The sequence below is a fragment of the Chryseobacterium sp. YIM B08800 genome (genome assembly GCF_026163565.1).
In the GTDB taxonomy this organism is placed as follows: Bacteria; Bacteroidota; Bacteroidia; order Flavobacteriales; family Weeksellaceae; genus Chryseobacterium.
Window position 1 is genome coordinate 19,674 of the sequence record NZ_JAPDKN010000022.1, and the last position, 24,434, is coordinate 44,107.

Annotated in this window: 19 protein-coding genes; 11 read left to right on the plus strand and 8 right to left on the minus strand. The window is 32.4% G+C overall.

The features are described from left to right. Nucleotides 1-239 precede the first annotated feature (239 nt). From OEW74_RS09490 to OEW74_RS09500, 3 genes are all read right to left on the minus strand, one after another. Nucleotides 240-2,435, minus strand: coding sequence for a B12-binding domain-containing radical SAM protein (locus tag OEW74_RS09490; protein ID WP_265428244.1), 2,196 nt, complete (start codon nt 2,433-2,435; stop codon nt 240-242). 126 nt (nt 2,436-2,561) lie between these two features. Further along, nucleotides 2,562-3,833, minus strand: coding sequence for an aminotransferase class I/II-fold pyridoxal phosphate-dependent enzyme (locus OEW74_RS09495; RefSeq protein ID WP_265428363.1), 1,272 nt, complete (start codon nt 3,831-3,833; stop codon nt 2,562-2,564). Nucleotides 3,834-3,913: 80 nt separating this feature from the next. Beyond that, on the minus strand, nt 3,914-4,951 hold the full coding sequence (locus tag OEW74_RS09500) for a PLP-dependent cysteine synthase family protein (RefSeq protein ID WP_265428245.1): 1,038 nt from the start codon (nt 4,949-4,951) through the stop codon (nt 3,914-3,916). 222 nt (nt 4,952-5,173) lie between these two features. Here OEW74_RS09500 and OEW74_RS09505 point away from each other — a divergent pair, with 222 nt between their 5' ends. From OEW74_RS09505 to OEW74_RS09535, 7 genes are all read left to right on the plus strand, one after another. After that, nucleotides 5,174-8,659: a DUF2723 domain-containing protein gene (locus OEW74_RS09505; RefSeq protein ID WP_265428246.1), complete on the plus strand. Its 3,486-nt coding sequence runs from the start codon at nt 5,174-5,176 to the stop codon at nt 8,657-8,659. A gap of 92 nt (nt 8,660-8,751) precedes the next feature. Next, nucleotides 8,752-10,239 carry a hypothetical protein gene (locus OEW74_RS09510; protein WP_265428247.1) on the plus strand — a complete coding sequence of 496 codons (1,488 nt, stop codon included), beginning with the start codon at nt 8,752-8,754 and terminating at the stop codon, nt 10,237-10,239. 148 nt (nt 10,240-10,387) lie between these two features. Then, nucleotides 10,388-10,918 carry a DUF1697 domain-containing protein gene (locus OEW74_RS09515; protein WP_265428248.1) on the plus strand — a complete coding sequence of 177 codons (531 nt, stop codon included), beginning with the start codon at nt 10,388-10,390 and terminating at the stop codon, nt 10,916-10,918. After that, nucleotides 10,915-11,787, plus strand: coding sequence for a hypothetical protein (locus OEW74_RS09520; protein ID WP_265428249.1), 873 nt, complete (start codon nt 10,915-10,917; stop codon nt 11,785-11,787). Before OEW74_RS09515 ends, OEW74_RS09520 begins: the two co-directional genes overlap by 4 nt. After that, nucleotides 11,784-12,593 carry a 3-deoxy-8-phosphooctulonate synthase gene (gene kdsA / locus OEW74_RS09525; protein WP_066676633.1) on the plus strand — a complete coding sequence of 270 codons (810 nt, stop codon included), beginning with the start codon at nt 11,784-11,786 and terminating at the stop codon, nt 12,591-12,593. The genes OEW74_RS09520 and kdsA overlap by 4 nt, the downstream gene beginning before the upstream one ends. A gap of 43 nt (nt 12,594-12,636) precedes the next feature. Further along, entirely contained in the window at nt 12,637-14,865 is a 2,229-nt protein-coding gene (locus tag OEW74_RS09530) for a TonB-dependent receptor plug domain-containing protein (protein ID WP_265428250.1), read from the plus strand. 96 nt (nt 14,866-14,961) lie between these two features. After that, nucleotides 14,962-15,435: a DUF3347 domain-containing protein gene (locus OEW74_RS09535; RefSeq protein ID WP_265428251.1), complete on the plus strand. Its 474-nt coding sequence runs from the start codon at nt 14,962-14,964 to the stop codon at nt 15,433-15,435. Nucleotides 15,436-15,467: 32 nt separating this feature from the next. On the opposite strand, the gene OEW74_RS09540 is transcribed toward OEW74_RS09535, so the two are convergent. The 5 genes from OEW74_RS09540 to OEW74_RS09560 all read right to left on the minus strand — a co-directional run bounded on the left by OEW74_RS09540 (nt 15,468) and on the right by OEW74_RS09560 (nt 20,093). Next, nucleotides 15,468-16,586, minus strand: coding sequence for an FAD-dependent monooxygenase (locus OEW74_RS09540; protein ID WP_265428252.1), 1,119 nt, complete (start codon nt 16,584-16,586; stop codon nt 15,468-15,470). A gap of 83 nt (nt 16,587-16,669) precedes the next feature. Next, nucleotides 16,670-17,263: a hypothetical protein gene (locus OEW74_RS09545; RefSeq protein ID WP_265428253.1), complete on the minus strand. Its 594-nt coding sequence runs from the start codon at nt 17,261-17,263 to the stop codon at nt 16,670-16,672. A 225-nt stretch (nt 17,264-17,488) separates the two neighbouring features. Next, nucleotides 17,489-17,953 (minus strand): hypothetical protein, encoded by a 465-nt coding sequence (locus OEW74_RS09550; RefSeq protein WP_265428254.1) that lies wholly within the window; start codon nt 17,951-17,953, stop codon nt 17,489-17,491. A gap of 69 nt (nt 17,954-18,022) precedes the next feature. Then, a complete protein-coding gene (locus OEW74_RS09555; RefSeq protein WP_027385416.1) occupies nt 18,023-18,889 on the minus strand; it encodes a sigma-70 family RNA polymerase sigma factor in 867 nt (288 codons plus the stop codon). A gap of 412 nt (nt 18,890-19,301) precedes the next feature. Then, entirely contained in the window at nt 19,302-20,093 is a 792-nt protein-coding gene (locus OEW74_RS09560) for a S1/P1 nuclease (protein WP_265428257.1), read from the minus strand. A gap of 292 nt (nt 20,094-20,385) precedes the next feature. Here OEW74_RS09560 and OEW74_RS09565 point away from each other — a divergent pair, with 292 nt between their 5' ends. From OEW74_RS09565 to OEW74_RS09580, 4 genes are all read left to right on the plus strand, one after another. Continuing rightward, a complete protein-coding gene (locus OEW74_RS09565; protein WP_265428258.1) occupies nt 20,386-21,327 on the plus strand; it encodes a type VI secretion system baseplate subunit TssG in 942 nt (313 codons plus the stop codon). A gap of 55 nt (nt 21,328-21,382) precedes the next feature. Continuing rightward, the gene (locus OEW74_RS09570; protein ID WP_265428260.1) at nt 21,383-22,276 is read left to right on the plus strand and encodes a TssN family type VI secretion system protein; all 894 of its coding nucleotides are present in this window, start codon (nt 21,383-21,385) and stop codon (nt 22,274-22,276) included. Nucleotides 22,277-22,312: 36 nt separating this feature from the next. Continuing rightward, complete coding sequence (locus OEW74_RS09575; RefSeq protein ID WP_265428261.1) at nt 22,313-23,458, plus strand: hypothetical protein; 1,146 nt, start codon at nt 22,313-22,315, stop codon at nt 23,456-23,458. Nucleotides 23,459-23,592: 134 nt separating this feature from the next. Then, a complete protein-coding gene (locus OEW74_RS09580) occupies nt 23,593-24,405 on the plus strand; it encodes a hypothetical protein (protein ID WP_265428262.1) in 813 nt (270 codons plus the stop codon). Nucleotides 24,406-24,434 lie beyond the last annotated feature (29 nt).

Consider the following 24,434-nt stretch of genomic DNA (forward strand, 5'->3'; position numbering starts at 1 on the left):
GGTTTTAACCCGTTTTTTAATAGAAAACAATTGCATTGGCTTTAGCCAAAACATATAAATCCTGAAAACTTACTTTTCAGGATTAGTTTTTTTAAGTTTGTCATTCCGTAGAATCTAAACTTAAATTTTTAAAATATTGTTTGCTGAGACTCCTACGGAGTGACAAATTTGATATAATTGAATGAAATTTTGCGTTAAATAGAATTTAAAAAATAATGCTTTAAGTATAAGTTTGCAATTTACAAACTCAAAATAATTCCGTTTTCTTTTAATTGCTGCATTGGTTTTGAAAACCAGAATAATTCAAAATCATCAAATTTTTCTTCAAAATTAAGCTTAAGTTGCTGAAGTGTAATACGTTTCGGACTTTCAAAAGTGTTTTCAGAAATAATTTTTATCAGCCAGTCTGCTTTTTCCTGTTCTAGCTCTACCTTAACAATGTTGGTTCGTAAATGAAACGTAATTCTCGTATATGCCCATGAGTTCTGCTTTTTTGTTTTTACGTAATTCTCAGCGATTACGTTTTTCGCTAAAAATATAACTTTAGAATTTCCTTTAAAACTAAATTGATCTTCATCCAACAAACAGTCGTGAATATAATCTGGATGAATCGTTGTTTTCGGAATTTTAAAATCAAACCAATCCTGCAAAGGAATTTCAAAATTAATTCCGTGCATGAAATTGAACAGAGATTTTTTTAAACCAAAACTAAATTTACTGTGATCGATTCCGGTTTTATCTTTGAAATCAATATCATTATTGGCAAATTTAATTTCCTGCTTAATTGGAGTCACTCCAAATTCTTCAGGGTTCTGCCCAACCGGAGAATGTGCCGTCATTGCAAACTGATGCCAAAAACCACTTTGCAAAATTCCCATTTCAAAAAGCTGACGAACCATTTCCAAAGAATCTACAGTTTCCTGAATGGTTTGAGTAGGGTAACCATACATCAAATAAGCATGAACCATAATTCCTGCTTCGGTAAAATTTTTGGTAACTTTTGCAACCTGGTCTACAGAAACCCCTTTGTCAATTAATTTCAACAATCGATCACTTGCAACTTCAAGCCCGCCCGAAACCGCAACGCAACCCGAAAGTTTTAAAAGAAAACATAAATCCTGAGTGAAGCTTTTTTCAAAACGAATATTGGTCCACCAAGTTACGACAAGATTTCTTCGTAAAATTTCTAAAGCAACTTCTCGCATCAGAGCTGGAGGAGCGGCTTCGTCTACAAAATGAAATCCGGTTTCGCCTGTTGTTTTAATTAATTCTTCCATTCTGTCAACCAAAATTTTGGCAGAAATGGGTTCATAAATTTTGATGTAATCTAAGGAAATATCGCAAAAAGTACATTTTCCCCAATAGCAACCGTGTGCCATTGTCAATTTATTCCATCTTCCGTCGCTCCATAAACTGTGCATCGGATTGGCAATTTCAATGACTGAAATATATTTATCTAATTGTAAATCAGTATAATCTGGAGTTCCTATTTCCGATTGTTTGTAATCGTGTTTGGTAGAATTATTTTTGTAGGTAACTTCTTGGTTTTCAATTAAAAAAGTTCTTTTGAAATGAGATTCTTCGTTTTGCTCAGAATGACAAACATTTTCATAAACTAATTCTAAAGGAACTTCACCATCATCTAAAGTGATGAAATCGAAAAATTCAAAAACTCTTTGATCTTTAATTTCTCTTAATTCAGTATTCGGAAAACCACCACCCATCGCAGTTTTAATGTGCGGATAATTTTCTTTTATAAATTTTGCTGAACGAAAAGCTGAATATAAATTTCCGGGAAAAGGAATTGAAAAACAAACAAGTTTAGGTTGAACCAATTCTAATTTTTTATGTAAGATTTTTAAGGTAAAATCGTCAATAAATGTTTGAGAATCATTTAGTTTTAAATATAGTTCGTCAAAAGAATTGGCAGATTTTCCTAATCTTTCAGCATATCTGCTAAATCCAAAATCTGAATCTACATTTTCAACAATATAATCAGATAAATCTTCTAAGTATAAAGTTGCCAAATGTTTAGCTTTATCCTGAAGTCCCATATTTCCGAAAGCAAATTCCATATCATCCAACTGGTTGAATCGGGAAGCTTCGGGAAGAAAATTCATCGAACAGATCTGTCTTGCCAAAGTAGGATTTTTATTCTGGAGAAATAAAATTACCTGATCGATTGTTTTTAAATATTCATCTCTTAAAGCAAAAATTCGCTGCGAGTTTTCTGAAATATTCTGCAGATCAATTTCGGTATCAAAAATTTTCTGAATTCCATCTTTTGAGAATAAGTCCAAAATCACTTCGATACCCAAATCAATTTGATAGCTTGAGATATTTTTGGTATTCAGAAAACCTTTAATATAAGCTGTCGCAGGATAAGGAGTATTGAGTTGTGTAAAAGGCGGAGTGATGAGAAGGAGATCTTTCAAAAGGAATTTTTTTGCAAATTTATTCTAAATCTTTATGAATCTGTTTAGGTTTTGAAAAGTTTTGCCACGAATACACAAATAAAATATTCGTGCATTCGTGGCAATTATAAAAAATTATGTTTAGTCTTAAATTTCTTTGAAACTTAAACCTTGTTCAGATAGTAATTTTTGCTCCTGCTCTTTGTAGTGTCCACTTTTTAATTTGTCGTGAATAGCATCAAACGCAGCTAATGTTTCGTTAATTTCTGCATCTGTGTGAGAAGCGGTAGGAATTAATCTTAATAAAATCATTCCTTTAGGGATTACAGGATAAACCACTACAGAGGTGAAGATTCCGTAATTTTCTCTCAAGTCTTTTACCAAAAGAGTTGCCTCTACTGGAGAACCTTGCATCATTACCGGAGTTACACAAGTATTGGTATCACCAATGTTGAAACCTCTTTCGCTAAGTCCGTTTTGTAATTTTAGGGTATTTTCCCAAAGTTTAGCTTTAATTTCAGGTCTTGTTCTTAGCAATTCCAATCTTTTCAAACCTCCGATTACCATTGGCATTGTTAAAGATTTAGCAAAAATCTGAGATCTTAAATTGAATTTCAAATATCTGATGATTTCTTTATCACCTGCGATAAATGCTCCGAAACCAGCCATTGATTTTGCAAAAGTTGAGAAATAAACATCAATCTGATCCTGACATCCTTGCTCTTCTCCAGCTCCGGCTCCTGTTTCACCGAGAGTTCCGAAACCGTGTGCGTCATCAACTAAAAGTCTAAAGTTGTATTTTGATTTTAATTCGCAGATTTCTTTCAGTTTACCTTGTTGTCCTCTCATTCCGAAAACCCCTTCAGTAATTACCAAAATACCACCACCAGTTTCTTCTGCAACCTTAGTTGCTCTTTTAAGATTTTTCTCAAGACTTTCAATATCATTGTGTCTGTAAGTAAATCTCTTACCGGCATGAAGTCTTACACCGTCTACGATACAAGCGTGAGAATCTACGTCGTAAACAATTACGTCATTTCTGCTTACCAAAGCATCGATGGTAGAAACCATTCCCTGGTAACCGAAATTTAATAAATATGCTGAATCTTTTTGTACGAATTCTGCCAATTCCTTTTCCAGTTGCAAATGCTGATGCGTTTCACCAGACATTGCTCTTGCTCCCATCGGATAAAACATTCCGTATTCTGCGGCAGCTTTAGCATCTGCTTCCAAAACTTCAGGATGGTTGCACATTCCCAAATAATCATTAGCACTCCAGAAAATTACTTCTCTTCCCTGAAACTGCATTCTCGGGCCGATAGGACCCTCTAGTTTAGGGAAAATAAAATATCCTTCACCATAATCTGCAAACTGTCCAAGAGGTCCTGGATTTTCTTTTATTCTTTCAAAAATATCCAACATTATTATTCGTAATTTTTTAAGTAAAAAAGCCTTTTGTGGATTACAAAAAAGGCTTTACTTGTATTTGTATTAAAATTTTATTTAATGATTTCGGTCTTAAAGACTTCTTCGTAATTGTGAAAACAATTATTAACGAAACCTTGCTCAGCCATCCATTTATCACTGTAAACTTTGGTAATGTATCTCGATCCGTGATCCGGGAAGATCAAAACAACCAAATCATTTTCTGAAAACTGGTGAGAATTGGCATACTGCATTAATCCCTGAGTAACTGCACCGGTTGTGTAACCTCCCATAATCGCTTCTTTTAAAGCAATTTCTCTGGTTCTGTAAGCAGACATTTCGTCGTTTACTCTTACAAACTCATCGATTTTATCAAAAAGAAGAGCGGAAGGAATTAAATTTTTTCCCATTCCTTCAATCTGATAAGGATGTACATCTTCTTTGTGAATCTCTCCGGTTTCGTGGAAACTTTTTAAAATAGATCCGTCTGCATCAACACCGATAATTTTGATATCAGGGTTCTTCTCTTTTAAGAATTTTGCAGACCCGGATAAGGTTCCACCAGTACCCGTACAAGCAAAAAGGTGAGTAATTTTTCCTTGAGTCTGCTCCCAAATTTCAGGACCGGTTGTATGATAGTGCGCATCAATATTCAGCTCATTAAAGTACTGATTGATATACACCGAATTTGGAGTTTCAGCAGCAATTCTCTTCGCTACTTCATAATATGATCTCGGGTCATTCGCAGGTACATTCGCAGGACATACATAAACTGTAGCTCCAAGAGCCTTCAGATAAGCTATTTTTTCGGGTTTTGTCTTGTCGCTCACCGCTAAAATGCATTTGTATCCTTTAATGATGCAAACCATTGCAAGTGAAAAACCGGTATTTCCTGAAGTGGTTTCTACAACTACAGAATCTTCCTTTAATAAACCTTTTTTCTCAGCGTTTTCTATAATATGAAGTGCGATTCTATCTTTAGTGGAATGTCCAGGATTATATGATTCTAACTTAGCATAAATGGTGGCAGGAATTTCTTTAGTTACGGTATTTAGTTTTACCAAAGGGGTACTCCCAATTAAGCCAAGAATATTATCGTAAACATTACTCATTATTTGTTATTTTTCAATAAAAATCTGACCGCAAAAATACAAAAAAATAAATAATTTCTAAACTTTTAGTTAATTATAAGTTCGCTATTTGTATAAATAGGTGATTTATTTTTGCTTGCAGCCTACCGAACAAGACAAAAACTACGCCATAATTTTTAAATTTTGTTAAAATCAATATAAACTAATCTAAAAACCTTATTTTCGCATAATTGATTTTATACTATGAAAAACTGGACTTTTAGGCAATGGAACACCCTTCTCGGATGGGTGACTTTCGTTATTGCATTTTTCACGTACTTATCAACGATAGAACCCAACTTTAGTTTTTGGGATTGTGGTGAGTACATTTCTTCAGCAGTAAAATTAGAAGTAACGCACGCACCCGGAGCGGCTTTATTTCAGATTGTGGGAGCAGTAGCTGCCATTTTTGCTTTAGGTAAAGGTGAAAATTACTCTATCGTGATCAACGCAATGTCGGCATTATTCAGCGCATTTACAATTTTGTTTCTGTTCTGGACGATTACTCATTTTGTAAGAAGGCTTCTTAACAAAGATTTTGAAGAAATCACAAAACACCAAGAGATTTCTATTCTTTTTGCAGGAGTTATCGGAGCTTTATGTTTTACCTTTTCTGATACATTTTGGTTTTCAGCAGTGGAGGGTGAAGTGTACTCAATGGCGTCGATGTTCATTGCGCTTTTAGTTTGGTTAATTACTAAATGGGAAAACGAATATCTTGAGAAAGACAATGAAAGATGGATTATTTTAATCTTCTTTATTTTAGGACTTTCTGTGGGGGTTCACATGATGGGAATGCTTGCAATTCCTGCTGTTTGCTTGGTTTATTACGCAAGAAACTACCAATTTACCTGGAAGAATTTCATTTTTGCCAACCTTATTACTTTAGGAATTTTAATTATTGTATTTAAAATTATTTTCCCAGTAATCATGTCTTTATTCGGAAGACTTGAAATTTTCTTTGTAAATGGTTTAGGACTGCCTTTCCATTCAGGAACGATTGCTGGTTTTATTATTATGGTAGCATTGTGCTATTTCTTCATAAGATATGCAAGAAAATCGAAGAAAAATATTTTCCAGACGGTAGCTTTATCTGTGGTTTATATGATAATTGGTTTCTCTTGTTGGATGGTAATTCCGATCAGAGCAAATGCAAACCCACCAATGAACCTTAATGATCCTGATACTGCAATTGGTATGCTTGATTATTACAACAGAGAGCAATACGGAGACTGGCCTACAATTTACGGGCAAAACTATACTGCATTTTTGGATGCAAACGGAATTCAGAAAAATGAAGACGGTAGTTTTAAAACTACAAAAACTGGTGATGTTTACGAAAAAGACGAAAAAACAGGAACTTACAGAAAAACGAGTGAGCGTTTCAATTATGTTTTTGATAAGTCTCAGGTGAGCTTAATGCCAAGAATGTTTAATGATGATAAAGATGTAATGTCTAATTACATTTCTATGTACGGCGCACCAGATTTTAAATTTAATTATGCAAACGAAGATGTTGCAGACAGCCCTGAAGCAAAACAGATTTTTGACGAGTTGAGAGCTAAATATGAAGACGGATCTATTACGGCTGCAGATTATTTAAAAGTAAGACCTTATAATTTAATCACTGTTCAGAAGCCATCTTTTATGCAGAACATGGATTATTTTATTACTTTCCAAAACGGATATTATTTCTTAAGATATTTATTATGGAACTTTGCGGGTAGACAAAATGATCTTGAAGGAACAAGAGATACTACAAGAGGTAACTGGATTTCAGGAATTGCACCGCTTGATAATGCAATTTTAGGAAATCAGGATGCAATGCCTGCAAAATATAAAAATGAAAGTACTGTTGCATTCTTCTTTTTACCATTATTATTAGGAATTTTAGGATGTTATTTCCAGTTCAGCAGAGATTTTGGAAGATTCTATGCAATCTTATCATTATTTGTTTTAACGAGTGTCGGAATTATTTTCTACACGGGAGTAAAACCTTTCGAACCAAGAGAAAGAGATTATGCAATGGTTGGTTCGTTCTATGCTTTTGCGATTTGGATTGGTTTGGGAGCCGGAGCAATTCTTTGGTATTTACAGTCTAAAGTAAAATCAAATGTAGCAAATATCGGTTTCGGAGTTATTTTGTTGGGTGTTCCATTTATGATGGGCTTCCAAAATTATAATGTACACGACAGAAGCAATAGATATACAGCGTACGATTATTCTTATTCAGTATTAAAATCATTACCAAAAGAAGATATTTTATTTGTTTACGGTGATAACGATACGTATCCGGTTTGGGCAATGCAGGAGACTGAAAGATTCAGAGATGATGTGAAAGTAGTTAACTTTACTTTGCTTTCAACTCCTTGGAACATCGATCAGGTAAAGAGAAAAACGTATAATTCGAATCCGATTCCTAGTCAGCTTACTCATGAAGATTACAGAGACGGTGTGAATGACCAGATTTATTTGATGAAAAATAACGACTGGAAAAACATTATTGCCAATCTTCAAGAAGCTGGTGCTCCTCAAAGTATGATTCAGCCTTTTGAGAAATATTTGGTTCAGGATTCTATGACTTTGAAAGAAGCAATGAATTTTATTAAAATGAAATCTCCTGAAAAAGATGAAGTTTTAAAAATGATTTTTGGAGAAGAGCGTTACGAAAAATACAATTTCCTTCCGGTAAGCAAGTTTGTAATTCCTGTAAACAAAGCAAATGCGGTAAAAGCAGGAATCATCAATGCTTCAGACCTTCCAAATACAGTAGATCAAATCGTTGTTAATTATAAATCAGGAACTTTATACAAGAATAACCTGATGATGTTTGATATCTTGGCAAACTTCGATTGGAAACGTCCGATTAACTTCTCTTCAGGTGGAGTTTATGAAAGCGAAAACATTTTCTTCTTAGACGAATATCTTCAGTTTGATGGTTTCAGTTACCAACTGGTTCCTATTCATACACCAAGAAGCAGCGACGGAGAAATGGGAAGAGTAGATGCAAACTCATTATATAATGTTGTGAAAAACTACAGATGGGGTAATTTCAAAAATTTGAAAGTGCACTTTGATGAAACGGCAACTTCAAACATTATGGCCTACAGAAGCTCTGCAAGTAGAGCAGCGGCAGCTTTAGCATTATCTGGTCAGAAAGCAAAAGCTTTAGAAATATTAGATATTGCTACAAGAGAAATTCCTGCAGAAAAATATAATGATCCTCGTTCTTTAAGCTCAATGGTTTACGGATACATCGTTGCCGGACAAGAAGAAAAAGGATTGAAATTAGCCGAAGTTCTTAAAAAAGGAATTTTTGAAGAATACGATTATTATTTATCTTTAAGCCCTTCTGAACAAGGATATGTAGGAAGACCGATGAGATCAAAACCAATGGAATATTCATTAGTAGTGACTTCAGTAACCGATGCCTACAAAAAAATAGGTCAGAATGAGAAAGCTTACAATTATCTTGTGAAATCTATTGAGCCGATTGATAAGAAATTTAATGTATTCATCAAAGATCTTCAACAAATGGGTAAAGAAAAAGCAATGAAAGAATCTGAAAATGTGCAGAAAATCACACCTTTTTATCAATATTTATTTGATGTGATGGAACCATTCGATTCTACTTATGCTAAAGAAAAAGAAGATCAGATTACCACGGCGATCATCAAAGCAACTCAATAAAATAAATACTTAAAACGGAACTTCGGTTCCGTTTTTTTTATGTTTGATATTCCTGAAATTTAGGATTATATTTGTGTAACTAAAAAAACGCAATGGCTGAATCTAAAAACAAGAATCTCCCAATCTACGCTGTATTTTTTGCAATTATTGCAAAACTTTATTTTTTATTAACGCACCACATTCAGGAGGATGCATTTATCACTTGGCGGGTTGCCCAAAATCTTATGGATTACGGAGTAATCGGTTTCAACGGAGCTACAAAAATATCGGCATCTACAACGCATTTATATGTTTTTGTCTCGTATATTTTTAATCTGATTTTCGGAAAAGAAAATTTTATAGAGCCGTTGCTTATTTTTAATTCTACGCTTTTTACAATAGGAAGTTTATTTCTGTCACATCTTTTATTTAAAAATAATTGGCATAAAGCAATTTTCATCTTTTTATTTGGAATTTTACCACCTTCAATAAAGATTTCAATTCTCGGAATGGAATACGGAATTCTGTTTTTCCTTGAAATGGCATTGCTGTATTATGGTTTCAAAAAAGAGAAAAAATGGGCTTTTATTTTACTTCCCACATTCATATTATTTACCAGAATCGACACGGTTATTTTTCTCGGAATTGTATTTTTAGTGGATGTTTTTTGGAATAAAAAAATCAGATGGAGTTATATTCTAGGTGGAATTTTGGGAGTTGCAGTTTGTCTTTCTTTCAATTGGTTCTACTTCGGTGAATTGGTCAATAATACGATTGTCGCAAAGAAATTGGCGTATGATAAAGTATTTACTTTACATCAAAACATAGAATATTTTAGATTAAACTACGGCAACTTCTGGGGAATGCTGAAATTACCCGGAGATTTTAATCCGATTACGATTGTAATTGCGCTTTTTGAGCTCCTTTGTTTTATTTATTTAATAAGACAAAGAGAAAAAAGAAACTATTTTCTTTGGATTATTTTTCTGTTTGCGTGGACAAAACAGATTGTTTTTCTTTCACAAAAAAGCTTGTTCGATTGGTATTATTGGGTTCCGCAGATTTTATTGTTCGTTCCGGTTTTAATCTTTGTTTTAGAACAGAAAGTAAAAAGAAACCTTTGGCTGACTTTATTGATTCTTATTTATATTGTACCGATGTTGGCTTTCCAAACTATACATTCTATTGCCACAGGAAATGGTGAATGGAACTACAGAAGATCAATCGGATTATTTTTAAATACATACGAAAAAGATAAAAAACAGTGGATTTTACTGGAACCTGCTGGTTATGTTCCTTATTTTTCACGTTTAAAAACGATTGACGAAGTGGGATTGGTTGACAAGCAAATTCAGCAAGAAATTAAAAAAGACAAAGCTAATTCTTGGATCAATACGGTGAAAAAAAGGAAACCAAAATATATGCTTTCTTACAGAGATTTATTTCAGGATAAAGATTCAACCTATTACAAAACCAATTACCGTCTTTTGAATGAATTCAGAATAAAAGATCATTTGAAAAGCGATTATCCTATTTTAGAGAAAATTTACAAACTGAAACCTTCAGGAACAGACTATAATTTGTATGAAAAGGTAAAATGATTTGTATTAAAATGATTTGTATTAAAGTAAAAAGTAAAAAGTAAAAAGTAAAAAGTAAAAAGTAATTTTGAACTCTAAAACTCTAAAACTCTAAAACTCTAAAACTCTAAAACTCTAAAACTCTAAAACTCTAAAACTCTAAAACAAAATGAAATACTGTGCTTTTCTCCGTGGCGTAAATGTAAAAGGAACCAACATGAAAATGGCGGAAATCTGCCAGGTTTTCAAAAACTCCGGAATGGAAAATGTAAGTTCGGTTTTGGCTTCGGGAAATATTGTTTTCAGCTCAGATAAAAATACAGATGAGCTTAAGATAATTCTTGAAAAAGCAATGTCTGAACATTTTAATTATGAAGCATTTCTATTTGTAAAGACAGCAGAAGAAACAGAATTGTTTTGGACTAAAAATCCTTTTGAAAAAAATGAAGATTTTCACACCTATGCTTTTGTCGGTAATGAAAATGTAGAAAATATTCTAATAAATGAGTTTGAAAATGCATCAAAATCTGAAAACGAAAAAGCAGAGATTGTAAGCAATATATTTTATTGGCGGGTTTCAAAAGGAAATACATTAGATTCCAGCTTTGGAAAAGTTTTAGGTAAAAAAAGCCTGAAAGATCAGTTTACCAGCAGAAATATTAATACTTTTGAGAAGATTTTAAAAAAAATACACTTATGAAAAAAATACTTATTAGCTCACTAATTACATTAAGCTTATTTGCTTATTCTCAAAAGTTTTCAGATTTGAAATTTGAAACTAATGTTCCGGATGCAGAAAACCATTATATTGTTTTACCTGTAAAACAAGGTGAAAAGAAATTTAATTTTGGCTTTATGTATTTTGACGAAACCGCAGGCTACACGTTTGATTATATGGGAGATCTTTATGAAGAAGACGGTGTGTTAAAATTTAAAGAGAGAGAAGATGCTAAAGTTTCTTCAATGAAAGTTAGGATTGAGAACCTTTCATTTAAAAGTGCTTTGGTTTTAGACGAGATGCTGAAAAAATTTAGTTTACCAACTCAGCCTGAATGGTTAAAAATTTATTTAAGTTCCGCACCCGAAAATGAAAAATCTCTGCGAAGAGCAAGTTCAATGAATGGAGCAAATTTCCCTCAATTGGCATTACCAAAACTTCTTCAACTTTATAATAATAATTATCGAACAGAAGCGTTATATTTTGAATTGGTTTTTTCGTATAATGCAATGGGAAAATTTGCAGAAGCTGAAAAGATTTCTGCTGAAGCAATAAAGAATAAAAAGGCTGATGATCTTGTAAAAAAAGAATATATTTATGCACTTGTACATCAAGAAAAATTAAAAGAAGCAGATGATTTTTTAACTAAAAACTTATCTACTTTTACTACAGAAAACAATAAAATTGAAGCGATGATAAATACGATAGCATCGAGTGCTCATCATAGTAATTTTACAATTGCAGAAAAATGGTTGAAAGAACTGAAATCTCAACCTAATATCAATCGTTATCAAAAAAATATCAATCAATTAGAAAGTATAATTAAAGAAAAACAAAGTAAAATCCAATGATTCAACATTTAGATAACATACAGCACAAAGACTCTAAAAACTTTTTCTTAATTGCTGGCCCGTGTATTATTGAGGGCGAAGATATGGCATTAAGAATTGCTGAAAAAGTAATTGAGCTGACCAATAAATATAATATTCCTTATATTTTTAAAGGAAGTTTTAAGAAAGCAAACCGAAGCAGAGTAGATTCTTTCACAACAATTGGTGAAGAAAAATCTTTGGAAATTCTTAAAAAAGTAGGAGAGACTTTTAATATTCCTACCACAACAGATATTCACGAAAATGAGCATGCTGCTTTGGCTGCACAATATGTGGATGTTCTTCAGATTCCTGCATTTTTGGTTCGTCAAACTGATCTTTTGGTTGCTGCAGCTGAAACAGGAAAATGTGTTACTTTGAAAAAAGGACAGTTTCTTTCTCCTGAATCAATGAAATTTGCCGTTCAGAAAATTACTGATTCAAATAATCAAAAAGTGGCAATTATAGAAAGAGGAAATTCTTTTGGATATACCGATCTAATTGTTGATTACAGAGGAATTCCTACGATGAGAGAATATGCTCCCGTAATTCTGGATGTTACGCATTCTTTACAGCAGCCTAATCAAAGTTCAGGAGTTACAGGTGGAAGACCAGATCTTATCGAAACAATTGCTAAGGCAGGAATTGTTGTTGGTGCAGACGGACTTTTTATAGAAACTCATCCAACTCCGGAAACGGCTCTTTCTGATGGAGCAAACATGCTAAGATTAGATTTATTGGAAGATTTATTACAAAAACTCACAAGAGTAAGAGAATCTATACTATAATTGTTAAAAAATACTTAATTTTAGAAATTATAAATAATTCCTTTTGAAAAAACTAGTTTTACCACTAAGCCTTATGGTACCTGTCTTGGTATTCTCACAAGCAAGAAAAAGAGATACTACGACAACAAGGGTTTCCAATATTGAGGAAGTTGTTTTCCAGAAAAAAGTTACCGGGAGAACCAACGATGTTACTGCAGTAAGAATTTCAGCTAAAGATGCCAAAAATGTCGCAAGTATTTCTGGCGGTGTAGAGGGAATGCTAAAAACACTTCCGTCGGTAAATTCAAACACCGAGCTTTCTTCACAATATATGGTGCGTGGTGGAAACTATGACGAAAACCTTATCTATATTAATGATATTGAAATTTACAGACCTTTTCTGATTAGAAATTCTCAGCAGGAAGGTTTAAGTATTATCAATCCGGATATGGTTTCTGCAGTTAACTTTTCTGCGGGAGGTTTTGAGCCGAGATACGGTGATAAAATGTCTTCTGCTTTAAATATTTATTATCGTGAGCCTAAAAAGTTTGAACTTTCCGGTGAAGCGAGTTTAATTGGCGGAAGATTAACTACAGGTTTTGCATCAGGAAAAGAAGATGAAAACGGAAATAAGAAATTTACGGCTTTATTTTCAGGAAGATACAGAAATACAAATCTGGTTCTGAATACTTTAAATGAAGACACCGATTTTAATCCAACATATTACGATTTTCAGTCGTATCTGAATTATCATGTAAACAGCAAACTTTCACTTTCATTTATCGGATATTATTCTAAGAATGATTACGAAATGATTCCTAAAGAACGAAGTGTAGATTTTGGAACAATAAATCAACCCATGAATTTATCTGTTTTTTATAACGGTAAAGAAAATGATCAGTATAAAAACATGATGGGTACATTTTCCGTAAACTATAAAGCTTCGGATAAATGGAGATTTACACTCGACAGTTTTTCTTATCAGAATCGTGAAAGAGAATATTATTCTATTGCATCAAGTTATATTCTGCAGACTTTTGACCCGATTACAGGAGCTCCGATTACGTCTTATGATGTTGGAGGACAAATTGAGCATGCAAGAAATGATCTTTTTGTAAGAACATACGGAACACAATTCAGAACCCGCTTTTCACCGAATGTGAATACCGATATTGAATTAGGTTTTAAATATGAAAAAGAAAATCTTAGGGATTTAACCAACGAATGGAAATTGGTGGACTCTTCAGGTTACAGCATTCCGCATCCGGTTGATGATCCTAGATTTCCAGATGCTTCAGATTTAGATTTATTTTACAGTATTTCTGGAGCTAATCACATTCAACCAACGAGATTATCGGCTTATGCGCAGTATTCTCAGAAGTTTTACTGGGGCGCAAGTAAAGTTTTGGTAAATGGTGGAGCAAGAGTTGCACACTGGAGTTTTAATGACGAAACTATTTTCTCACCAAGAGCTCAGTTTGCAATAAAACCTGACTGGAATACAGAAATGTGGTTCAGACTTTCTGGAGGTGTGTATTATCAGGCTCCTTTTTATAAAGAAATTAAAGATTTGAATGGTAATTTTAATTCTAATATAAAATCTCAAAGATCGATTCAGGCAATTTTGGCCAATGAAACCGAATTTGAGTTTGAAAACAGACCATTTAAATTAACAACAGAATTATATTATAAAAAAATGGATAATGTAATTCCGTATTATATGGATAATGTGAGAATTCGTTATTCGGGACAAAATAATGCTTCAGGTTACGCTTACGGTATTGATACAAGATTATTCGGAGAATTTGTTCCGGGTGTAGATTCTTGGCTTTCTGCAAGTTATGCAAGGGTTTTTGAAAATATTGACGGAAGAGGAAATATTCCGAGACCGACAGATCAGCGTTTCAGATTTGCAATGTTTTATCAGGATTATATGCCGAAATTTCCACAAATGCGTGTAAATCTTACTTTAACGTATGCAATGGGATTACCAAACGGAGCGCCGGTTTTCACAGATCCTTATCAGTATCAGAAAACTTTGCCTTCTTATAAAAGGGTAGATTTGGGACTTTCTTATGCATTTGTAGATGCTAAAGCAAAAAAGCAAACTTATGGTTTCTTAAGTAATTTTGATGAACTAACTTTAGGAGTTCAGGTTTTTAATGCATTTAATATCAATAATACAATTGCCAATCAATGGATTACAGATGCTAATTCAAGTTTGATGTATCCTGTTCCGGTGCGTTTGACTGGAAGATTCTTTAATGTAAAGCTTGAATTTAAGATTAAATAATATTTAATGCCACGAATTCACGAATAATTTTTACATAGAGTAATTTAAAATTCGTGAATTCGTGGCATTTTAAAAACTATAATTTGTAAAATTAAAATGAAAAAACATTTCATTACTTTTCTGTTTTCAATATTTGCCGTTTTATCTGTAAATGCACAGTCGAAAACGAATCCGCAATTATCAAAACTATATCAGAATTACATTTCTGTAAAATCTGCGTTGGCTTCTGATGATTTTAAGAAAACATCGGCTGCAGCCGGAGAATTTTTGAAAACAGCTTCGTCAGTCAATTCAAAATCTTTAGATGCAAAGAAACTAAACTCTTTAAAATCAGATGCAAAAACAATTTCATCAGCAAAAAATATTGATGCACAGAGAAAACCTTTTTACAGATTATCTGAGGTAATGATTGCTGTTGCTAAAGAAAATAAAATTTCAGATAAAACTATTTTCGTACAATATTGCCCGATGGCAGAAGGAAGCTGGTTGAGTAACGAAAAACAGATTGTCAATCCTTACTACGGAAGTTCGATGCTTAAATGCGGTTCCGTAAAATCTGAAATAAAATAATGAAAAAAGAAATTCAAATCGAGTTTCTTTTTTTATATCTCCAGCTTTAAAATCTTTTCTACCATTTTCTGATTGATACTTTCAGGAATCGAACGCATCAAAAAATTCCTTAGTTGATTTCCCTTTTCCCATTGAGAAATTTTACCGATTGTCCAACTATTTTTAACAATCTCATCTACTTTTTTTCTTCTGATACTCTGAAATTCTTCAAAAACAGAATTGAAGTTTTGATTTTTTTCTAATAATTTTCCAATGACATACGCATCTTCAATCGACTGACAAGCACCTTGTCCCATATTTGGAGTTGTGGCATGAGCGGCATCGCCAATCAAACAAAGGTTTTCAGCATACCATTTTGGAATAGGAGCGAGGTCGATGATATCATTCAGAATAATATTTTCTTTTCTCGTTGATTTTAAAATTTCTAAAACCAAAGAATCAAAATCGTTAAATACTTCTGTTAGATTAAGATTTTCTTTAAATTTATTTTCATTCACTAAAGCATACCAATAAACCATTTTTCCGGAAAGTTTCACAAAACCAAAACGTTTTCCTTTTCCCCAAATTTCTAAAGCATGATGATTGTATTTTTCGGGAAGTTCAAGATCGGTTAAACCACGCCAACATTTTTGTCCGGCATTTCGGATGTTTCCAGTTTTAAAGATTTGGTTTCTGATTTTAGAATGAATTCCATCGGCTCCAAAAACGATTTTACTTTTTGCTGTAAAACCATTTTCAAATTCTAAAAGATAATTTTCTTTCTTCTGAATTTGCTGTAATGAATGATTGAGTTTTATATTTTCAAAACTTAAATTTTCAGCTAAAATATTCTGAAGTTCAGCCCTGTGAATGGCAACATTACAAGAATTGAATTTCTTTTCTAAAGCCAAAACGTTTGTCGTAGAAATAGTTTTTAGATTTTCATCGGTAATAAATATTCCGTGAATTTTATTTCCTCGACTTTCAATTTTCTCTTTTAAACCCAATTTATCAAAAATCTGCATCGCATTCACAGCCATCATAATTCCGGCTCCGACAGGTTTTATTTCCAGAGCAGATTCGTAAATGGTAAAATCTAAATGGTGTTGTTTTAGAATATTTCCTAAAGTTAAACCACCAATTCCGGCTCCGATGATTGAAATTTGATTCATTTTTAATTTAGAATGTAATGCCACGAATGCACGAATAATTTTAAATGATAATTAAGAAAAATTCGTGTATTCGTGGCAAAGATTTATTTTACGTTTTTCAATTCGTTTAACAATTGATTTTGCTTGTTGATGAAATTATTTAAGCTATCTGTTTTTAAAGGATGAGCATTTTGATATTTTTCAATTTCGGGGAGTGTTTTTTTGATTTTGAAAGTAATGTAATGATTTTCTATAATACTAATATTCTGATTAATTTTCACAATTAAATCTTTGATTTTTTGTGTTTTTAAATCATATCTTTCAGAACTAAATTTAATTTCTCTTTCAATCTCTTTCTTCATTAAAGAATCACTGATAGATCTTGTTAAATGTTTTGCATCATTATAATAACTATCAGATTTATAGATTATTTTTTCGTACTCTGAAACTACGGATTGTGTTTCGGTTCTTATCTTTTCAATTCGCTGTTCTAAATCTTGTAAATTTTTATCATTCTTGAGAAGTTCAGAATAAATTTCAAGAACCATATTTCCTTTTCCACGTACACTTTTTAAAGAATTTGAAACTGATGATTCTACATTATCAACCGTATTATTTTCTAAAGGATTGGTTTCTGATTTTTCTGAACAGGAAACTATTAATAAAAATAGAGTAGAGGCAATAATTATTTTTTTCATGTTTGTTTTTTACTTCGTTTGTCATTTCGACGATAGGAGAAATCTCTGAAAGTTCTCTTTAATTTAAAATATTGAGATTCTTCACTTCGCTACGCTTCGTTCTGAATGACAAAAGTATTGTTTAATTTATTATTTTAATGAATTGAAGATACTTTAAAATTTTTATAAAAAAGTAGAGTTTGATTTTCTTCAAACTCTGCATTTATTTGTACTAAATTATTCATTTCAACAAGATTCAAAAATTGTATTCAAATCAAAATCAGTTTTATTAAAATCTAAAAATATTTTATATTTTTCACTTGTTATACCTTTTCCAAAAGTTCCTTGTATTCTAAGTTTACCCTGTACTCTAAATTTTGAATCAAAAGAGATTTTTTTAGAAATATTATCAGATACAAAATTACTATTGCTTATTTGTAAAATGGGCTGAGCTTGTCTTATGGGTTTGTTGAAAAGTAAGAGGAATATTTCATTTTCTAATATGACAACATCAGATTTATTAAATTGATATCTATGCCTTATTTTGCCCGACGATTCCATTTCCATATCAAGATTTTTAATTAAAGTAAAATCTTTACCTTTTAAAGAATCAAGAAAACTTTCATGTTTTTTCTTATAATAAAGGTGGATTCCCAAGTTTCCAAAAATGAAAAAAGAAATCATAGTACCGAAAATAAAATATATTTCCATTGTTTAAAAATACAAAAAAACGGAGTCTGAAAAAATCAAACTCCGCTTAATAATTATTTAAACTAAAAATTATTTACCTAAATAAGACTTCAAAATCTTACTTCTTGTATTGTGTTTCAGTCTTTTAATTGCTTTTTCTTTAATCTGACGAACTCTTTCTCTCGTAAGATCGAAAGTTTCTCCGATTTCTTCCAAGGTCATTGGATGTTTTCCGTTTAATCCGAAATACAATCTTACCAAATCAGCCTCTCTCGGTGTTAAAGTATTCAATGCTCTTTCAATCTCGATTTGAAGAGACTCAAGCATCAAGTCTTTATCCGGGCTTGGAGATTCTCCAGAACGTAAAACGTCATAAAGGTTAGAATCTTCACCTTCTACCAAAGGCGCATCCATAGACAAATGTCTTCCGGAGTTTTTCATAGATTCTTTAATATCTTCCTCGCTCATGTCAAGAACTTCAGCCAATTCTTCCGGAGAAGGTGGTCTTTCGTTCTCCTGCTCAAGGTGAGCGTAAGCTTTGTTGATCTTATTAATCGATCCAATCTTGTTCAAAGGCAATCTTACAATTCTAGACTGCTCTGCCAAAGCCTGTAAAATCGACTGACGAATCCACCAAACCGCATAAGAGATAAATTTGAAACCTCTGGTTTCGTCATATCTTTTTGCAGCTTTCATCAATCCTAAATTCCCTTCATTAATTAAATCGGGTAAAGAAAGACCTTGGTTTTGGTACTGTTTCGATACAGATACTACGAAACGAAGGTTGGCTTTGATCAATTTTTCCAATGCGGCTCTGTCACCTGCACGAATTCTCTGTGCCAAATCTACCTCTTCGTCTGCTGTAATTAGTTCTACTTTACCAATTTCCTGCAAATACTTGTCTAATGAAGCGGTTTCCCTGTTGGTAACCTGCTTGGTTATTTTTAATTGTCTCATTTATTTTATTCTCAAAAATAGAGTTGCTATTACATTATACGTTTGAAACATTAAAAAGGTTACACAGGTTACAAAAATTTTTTATTTAATTAAAATGATGTTGAGAATTTAGTTGTAAATTATTCCCTTTATATTTATTAGGAGCTTTTTCCCGCTTTTCGCACTCGCTATTTTATGTTTTTGCGGCGGCTTTGCCGCAACTAAAACATAAAATGAGCTCAAACAAATGCTCCAATCGGGGCTAATGATAACTTACCGCTTTAAAAAACCTAACAGATTTTGAAAACCTAACAGGTTTTCAAAATCTGTTAGGTTTAGTAGAATAACTTTCACAAAAAAAAGCGAAACCAAAGTTCCGCTTTATAATATAAGGTAGTTTGACAGTCAACTAAAAACCATCAACTATTTACTTTTAAAACAAATCATTCAACAATTTTGCCAATCTTAAACCTCCGTAAAGAAGCTGTCTTTCCATGGTATCATTAAATTTATACTGATAATCGTAAGATAATTTTGATCCTTCTGGAGTTTGTGCATAAATTTTATTGGCAATCTGATGAGAATCGTACAACCAGTTTTCTAAAGTTCCCGATTGAATTTGCTTTACTTCATCCTTAGATTTAATATCCAAAAGCTTTGCATATTCTGTGTAGCTGTATTTTTGTGAATCTACCAATTTTCCGTCCCAAACTGAGTGAAGATTTGTTTTATCTCCAAAATAAGTAACATTAATTTTGTTTCCACCTAGATCTCCTGATCTTCCAGTGTGCATTGGTTGTGCCAAATCTCCCATCATGTGAATAAGGAAAATTAAAGCAATTTTTCTGTCTTTTTCAGATGTTTTTTCATCCTTGATTTGACTAGATAATACTTTAATTTGCGAATAAAGATTAGCTCCGGCCTGCGCTTTCAAATCTTTTTCAAAAGCTGTAAAATCTGTCTGTGGATCAATGTTTACATAATGCCAAGCTGAAGCCTGTTTCCAAGCTCCTGTAGTATCAGACTTAATAAAATCTGGCCAGTTTGCCCAATACGCCATTCTTTCCTGCCCCAACATTTTTTTGATCTCTCTCTTTGCTTTTCCTGAAAGATGATTTTCTGCAATCTCAGCAATCACTCTGTGACCCGTTAATCCCCATGCATAAGAATACAATGAACTTGCAACGAATGCCAAAAGCAAAATTTTAGAATAAATACTTTTCATTTCTTTAAATAATTTTCGAATTGCAAAGATAAGTCAGCCTTACGGAAATTTACGTTTAAAATAATTTTTTGTTGGTTTTAGCACTGTTAATTTTATGTAAAACAGACTTTGAATCTTGCCAGAATTTCCTTTAAACGTTAAACATTTTTATTTTAACAAAGATTAATACATTAGAAAATCAATATTTTAGATTAAATTACATCTTTTAATATAAAAATTTGAGATAAATGCTTTTTCAATATAGAGAGATATTTTATCTTTACGATACCAAACATGATCACAGGAAAAAAATATGTACGACAACAGCACCATAGATATGATTTATAATAAGCTGCAGACAGATTTTAAGGCTGAAGCAGTTGCTGTAAATCTCCTTAAATATCATAAGTCTGTAAGCAATATTTTTATTGAAAGAATAGGAATAAACGACAGGGCTTATCTTAAAGATATTAAAAGTATTTCAAGTCATTATTTAGGTTTTGACGAGGAAGTTCTCAGTATTAAAACATATCGCGAAGGCATTTACGACTATCTTCCGGAAGGAATTTTTCATCCGCCGTCACTCAATACTTCAAGAAAAAATGTAGAAAGTGTTGTAAAAGAAATCCGTAAGCAGAAAAGAGTAGAAGATGATGCGCGAAAGTTTTTCAGACCTTTTGAACTAGAGATTTTTTTTACAGAAATCAGTGCATTACTGAAAGAATATGATTTTGATTTGGCGAGTGATACAGATTCGCTTCTCAATATTTTCAGCGAGCTTTGGCCAATTATTAAAATGCTTGATAAGCAAAATGCTTATATTTTTCTTCATGTTTTGCCATTTTTTCACAATATCAGAGGTGATAAAAAATGGTTTGAACGCTGCATGACCGCTTTTTTGAAAGTTCCCGTTGAGATTACTTTTACCCCCAACGAAATCGACAGAATGAAAGAAGACGATTCGTCTATTCTTCTCGGAAATTCAAGATTGGGAGTTACTTATATTGCAAGCGGAAAACACATGGATGGTGAAAGAAACTGGATTGTAAATGTAGGCCCAATTCCTTATGACGAGATGAAAAACTATATTCCGGGACATCCTTTCAGAAAAGTTTTGCAAGCTTTGTACGATTATTGCCTTCCTGTTTCTGTAGATGTTGAAGAAAATTTCATCACAGAAAAAAAAGACTATTCTTTTGTGCTGGAAGACGATCAAAGAAATACAAACAGGCTCGGTTATTCTACTTTCCTGTAAAATATTTTAATTATATTTACAATTCATCAATCAAACTAAATATTAAAAGAAATCAATGGAAATTTCTTCAGTAAAAGGTATATTTTTAAGGTATATTTTCGTCCCGCTTATTGCTATTATCATGATGGTGATTTTAGGGGTAATCAGAAAAAACAAACCTGCCATAAAAATCAGAGTTATTATTGTTTATGTACTCTTGTGCAGTTTGTGTCTTGCATTACCAGGGTTTTTCGGTTTCTCAGGAAACTCGTTTAATCCGTATTGGTATCTTATTTCACAGATTATTTATCTTATTTTCGGAATTATCCATGTTAATTTGATGCATACATTTTTCAGAAAGCATTTTCAATCGCAGACTACAAGTATTACTTTTGAAGCTGTCTTATCGGTAACGTGCGCCTTGGTAGGAGCTTATCTTTTTGTTTTAATTTTCGGATGGATCAGCAAAGGAGCAGGATATCCTGTAATGTCTGCAACGAGCGTCCTTATATTTTTTGTACCGATGGTTTTTTATTATTGTTATATAATGTTAATCAGTATTCCGGTTGATATTTATAAAACGTGGAGATATTCTCCAGATCAGAAACCACCAGATTTTGACGGAGCAGACTTTGACCGTTTAATGGTTTTAAATGTTGAATTGAGCAAGAATCTTGAAGATGCAAACCGTTTTAGAATTAAAGCTAAAACTTTACCGACAGGCGTAACTTTCGGAGACTGGTTTTTCCGTGTCGTTGACGATTATAATCACAAAAACCCTAAATCTGTTATTCATTTAACAGACGAACACAGAGAATCTTATTACTGGATTTTTTATACCAAAAAATCGTTCTTTAGTTTTAGAAAATACATAGATTTTGATCAGGATATTACGACCAATACTATTTCAGAAAATGAAGTGGTGATCTGCAAAAGAGTTATTCAGCACGAAGAAGAAGGAAAAAAATAAATCAAAACAAAATCACATCAATAAAAGTACTACAATATGATACAGCCCATAAAACATTTTGCTATCAACTGGGTTGATGGAATGAAAGTTTCTCAGAAACATCTCAACGATCAAGATAATTTTTTAATAGATACGATCAGAGATGGTAATTCTCTTGGGATTACTAATTATAACTACGGTTTGCTGCCTCTTTCAAACGAATTTACCGATAAAACTATTTTTGATGTTCATAATACGGCAACCAACGATGTACAATTGTTTATCAAAAATTGCAGCGCCGTAACTTTAGCAGGTTACAGATTGGAGCTGAAAGACAGGAGAGTGAGCGTAAAATCTTTGGCTAAATCTTTGAATCTTGACGAAAACCAAATGGATGGAGAATATTATATTTTGATATCGGTAAATCCGTTTGATAAAGTACCTTTTGGAGATATTGATCCTGAAGAAATTCCGCCTCGACATCCGAATTCACATGCTAATTATCATATTGAATTGCTTCCGGTAAGCTCTTTGAACAGTAATCATTCGGGAGGAAATTATTTGGTAGTTGGGAAGGTAGATTTTAAAGGAAATATTGCGCAGGTAAATACTAATTTCATTCCGCCGTGTACATCGATTCAGAGTCATCCGGTTTTAATTGATTATTACAACGGATTTGCAAAATCTATTGGAAATTTACAGCAATATGCTTTTAAAATCATTCAGAAAGCTTCGCATAAAAATCAAAATACAGCTTTAGCATTAAATGTAAAAGCTTTGTGTACTGTTTTGGTGAATACTTTTGGAGATATGTATTTTCAGTTCAGAAATATTATTCCGTATCAACCACCGGTTTTTTTAATCGAAACTTTTGCTACATTAGCTTTAAGAATGTATAATTCAACGCAGGTTTTAGTTCCCGGAGAATTGGAAGAAATGCTGAATTATAGCTTAGAATGGAGCGAAATTGCACCACACACTTTGCTAAACCAGCTTTCTACTGTTGCTGAAACCAATTATGATCATCATAATTCCGGTGAACCGCTTTTGTACATCAGTCAGATGTTAAGGAGTTTAGAGACTATTTTCTCAAAACTGAGCGAGCTAGATTACATCGGACAGCGAAAAGAAAATATCATCGTTAACGAACAGGAAGTTTCTTCAAACACCAATCCCAAAAGGGGTTGGAGCGTTTTAGATTAATAAAATTAAAAAAGATTAATCCCGATTTTATTCGGGATTTTTTTTGATATTTTGATTTTTTATTGATAATAAGTTTGTAAATTCGTTAAGAAATTCTTCCTTTTAAGGATCATTTTTCACAAAAACACAATGTGATGAAAACAAAAAAAGTACTAGTAAAGGTCTTTCTATTCTTTATGACCTGTCTCCAAGCTCAAGGAGTTACCGATTCTGAATTAAGAAAAGAATTTGGTAAACTACTGACTCAAAAAGGAGAAAACCCCGATCAAAATATAGCTGTAGGGCAAAAAATGTTGAAAATAGCAAAAGATAAAAATGAAATTGCTCAATCTTTTCAGCTCATTTCTGATGGTTATTTAAAAAAAAACAATTATAACAAATGTATTTTCTATGGTCAAAAAGCTGATTCGGTTTTTATAGAACTAAACAATAATCTGGAGCATTTTTTAGCATCTAACAGAATGGCTGTAGCTTATCACAAGTCTGGAATGGAAAAAGAGGCTGAAAAATATTTGCTTGAAATGAAAAGAACAGCAGAAGCCGAAAATGATCCCAATCTAAGAATTATGAGTTTGTTCACAGAGGCTAATTTTTTATATGACGAAAAAAAATATGCTGAAGAAATTCCTATAAAAAAGAAAGCGATAGAAGAAATCAGAAAACTGCAAAAACAAAAATATAATCAAAATAGAGAGGTAGTTCTTTCAGAAGAATTTGGAGGTTTGGCTTTTGATTATTTAATGTGCAATAATATAAATGATGCAAAAAAAGCAATTCTAGAATCTGAGAAAATTCTGAAAAAACTTAGGCTTGAAGGACGTAAAGAAGAAAGTCTTTATTTCTTTTGTAAGGCAATTCTTTTGCAAAAGAAAATAATAAAGATAGTGCTAAAATATTTTTTGATAAAGCTGAAATTTACCCTCGAAAAAAGAATAACAAAAATATAATTTCTATCATTTTAGAACAACGCTTAAAA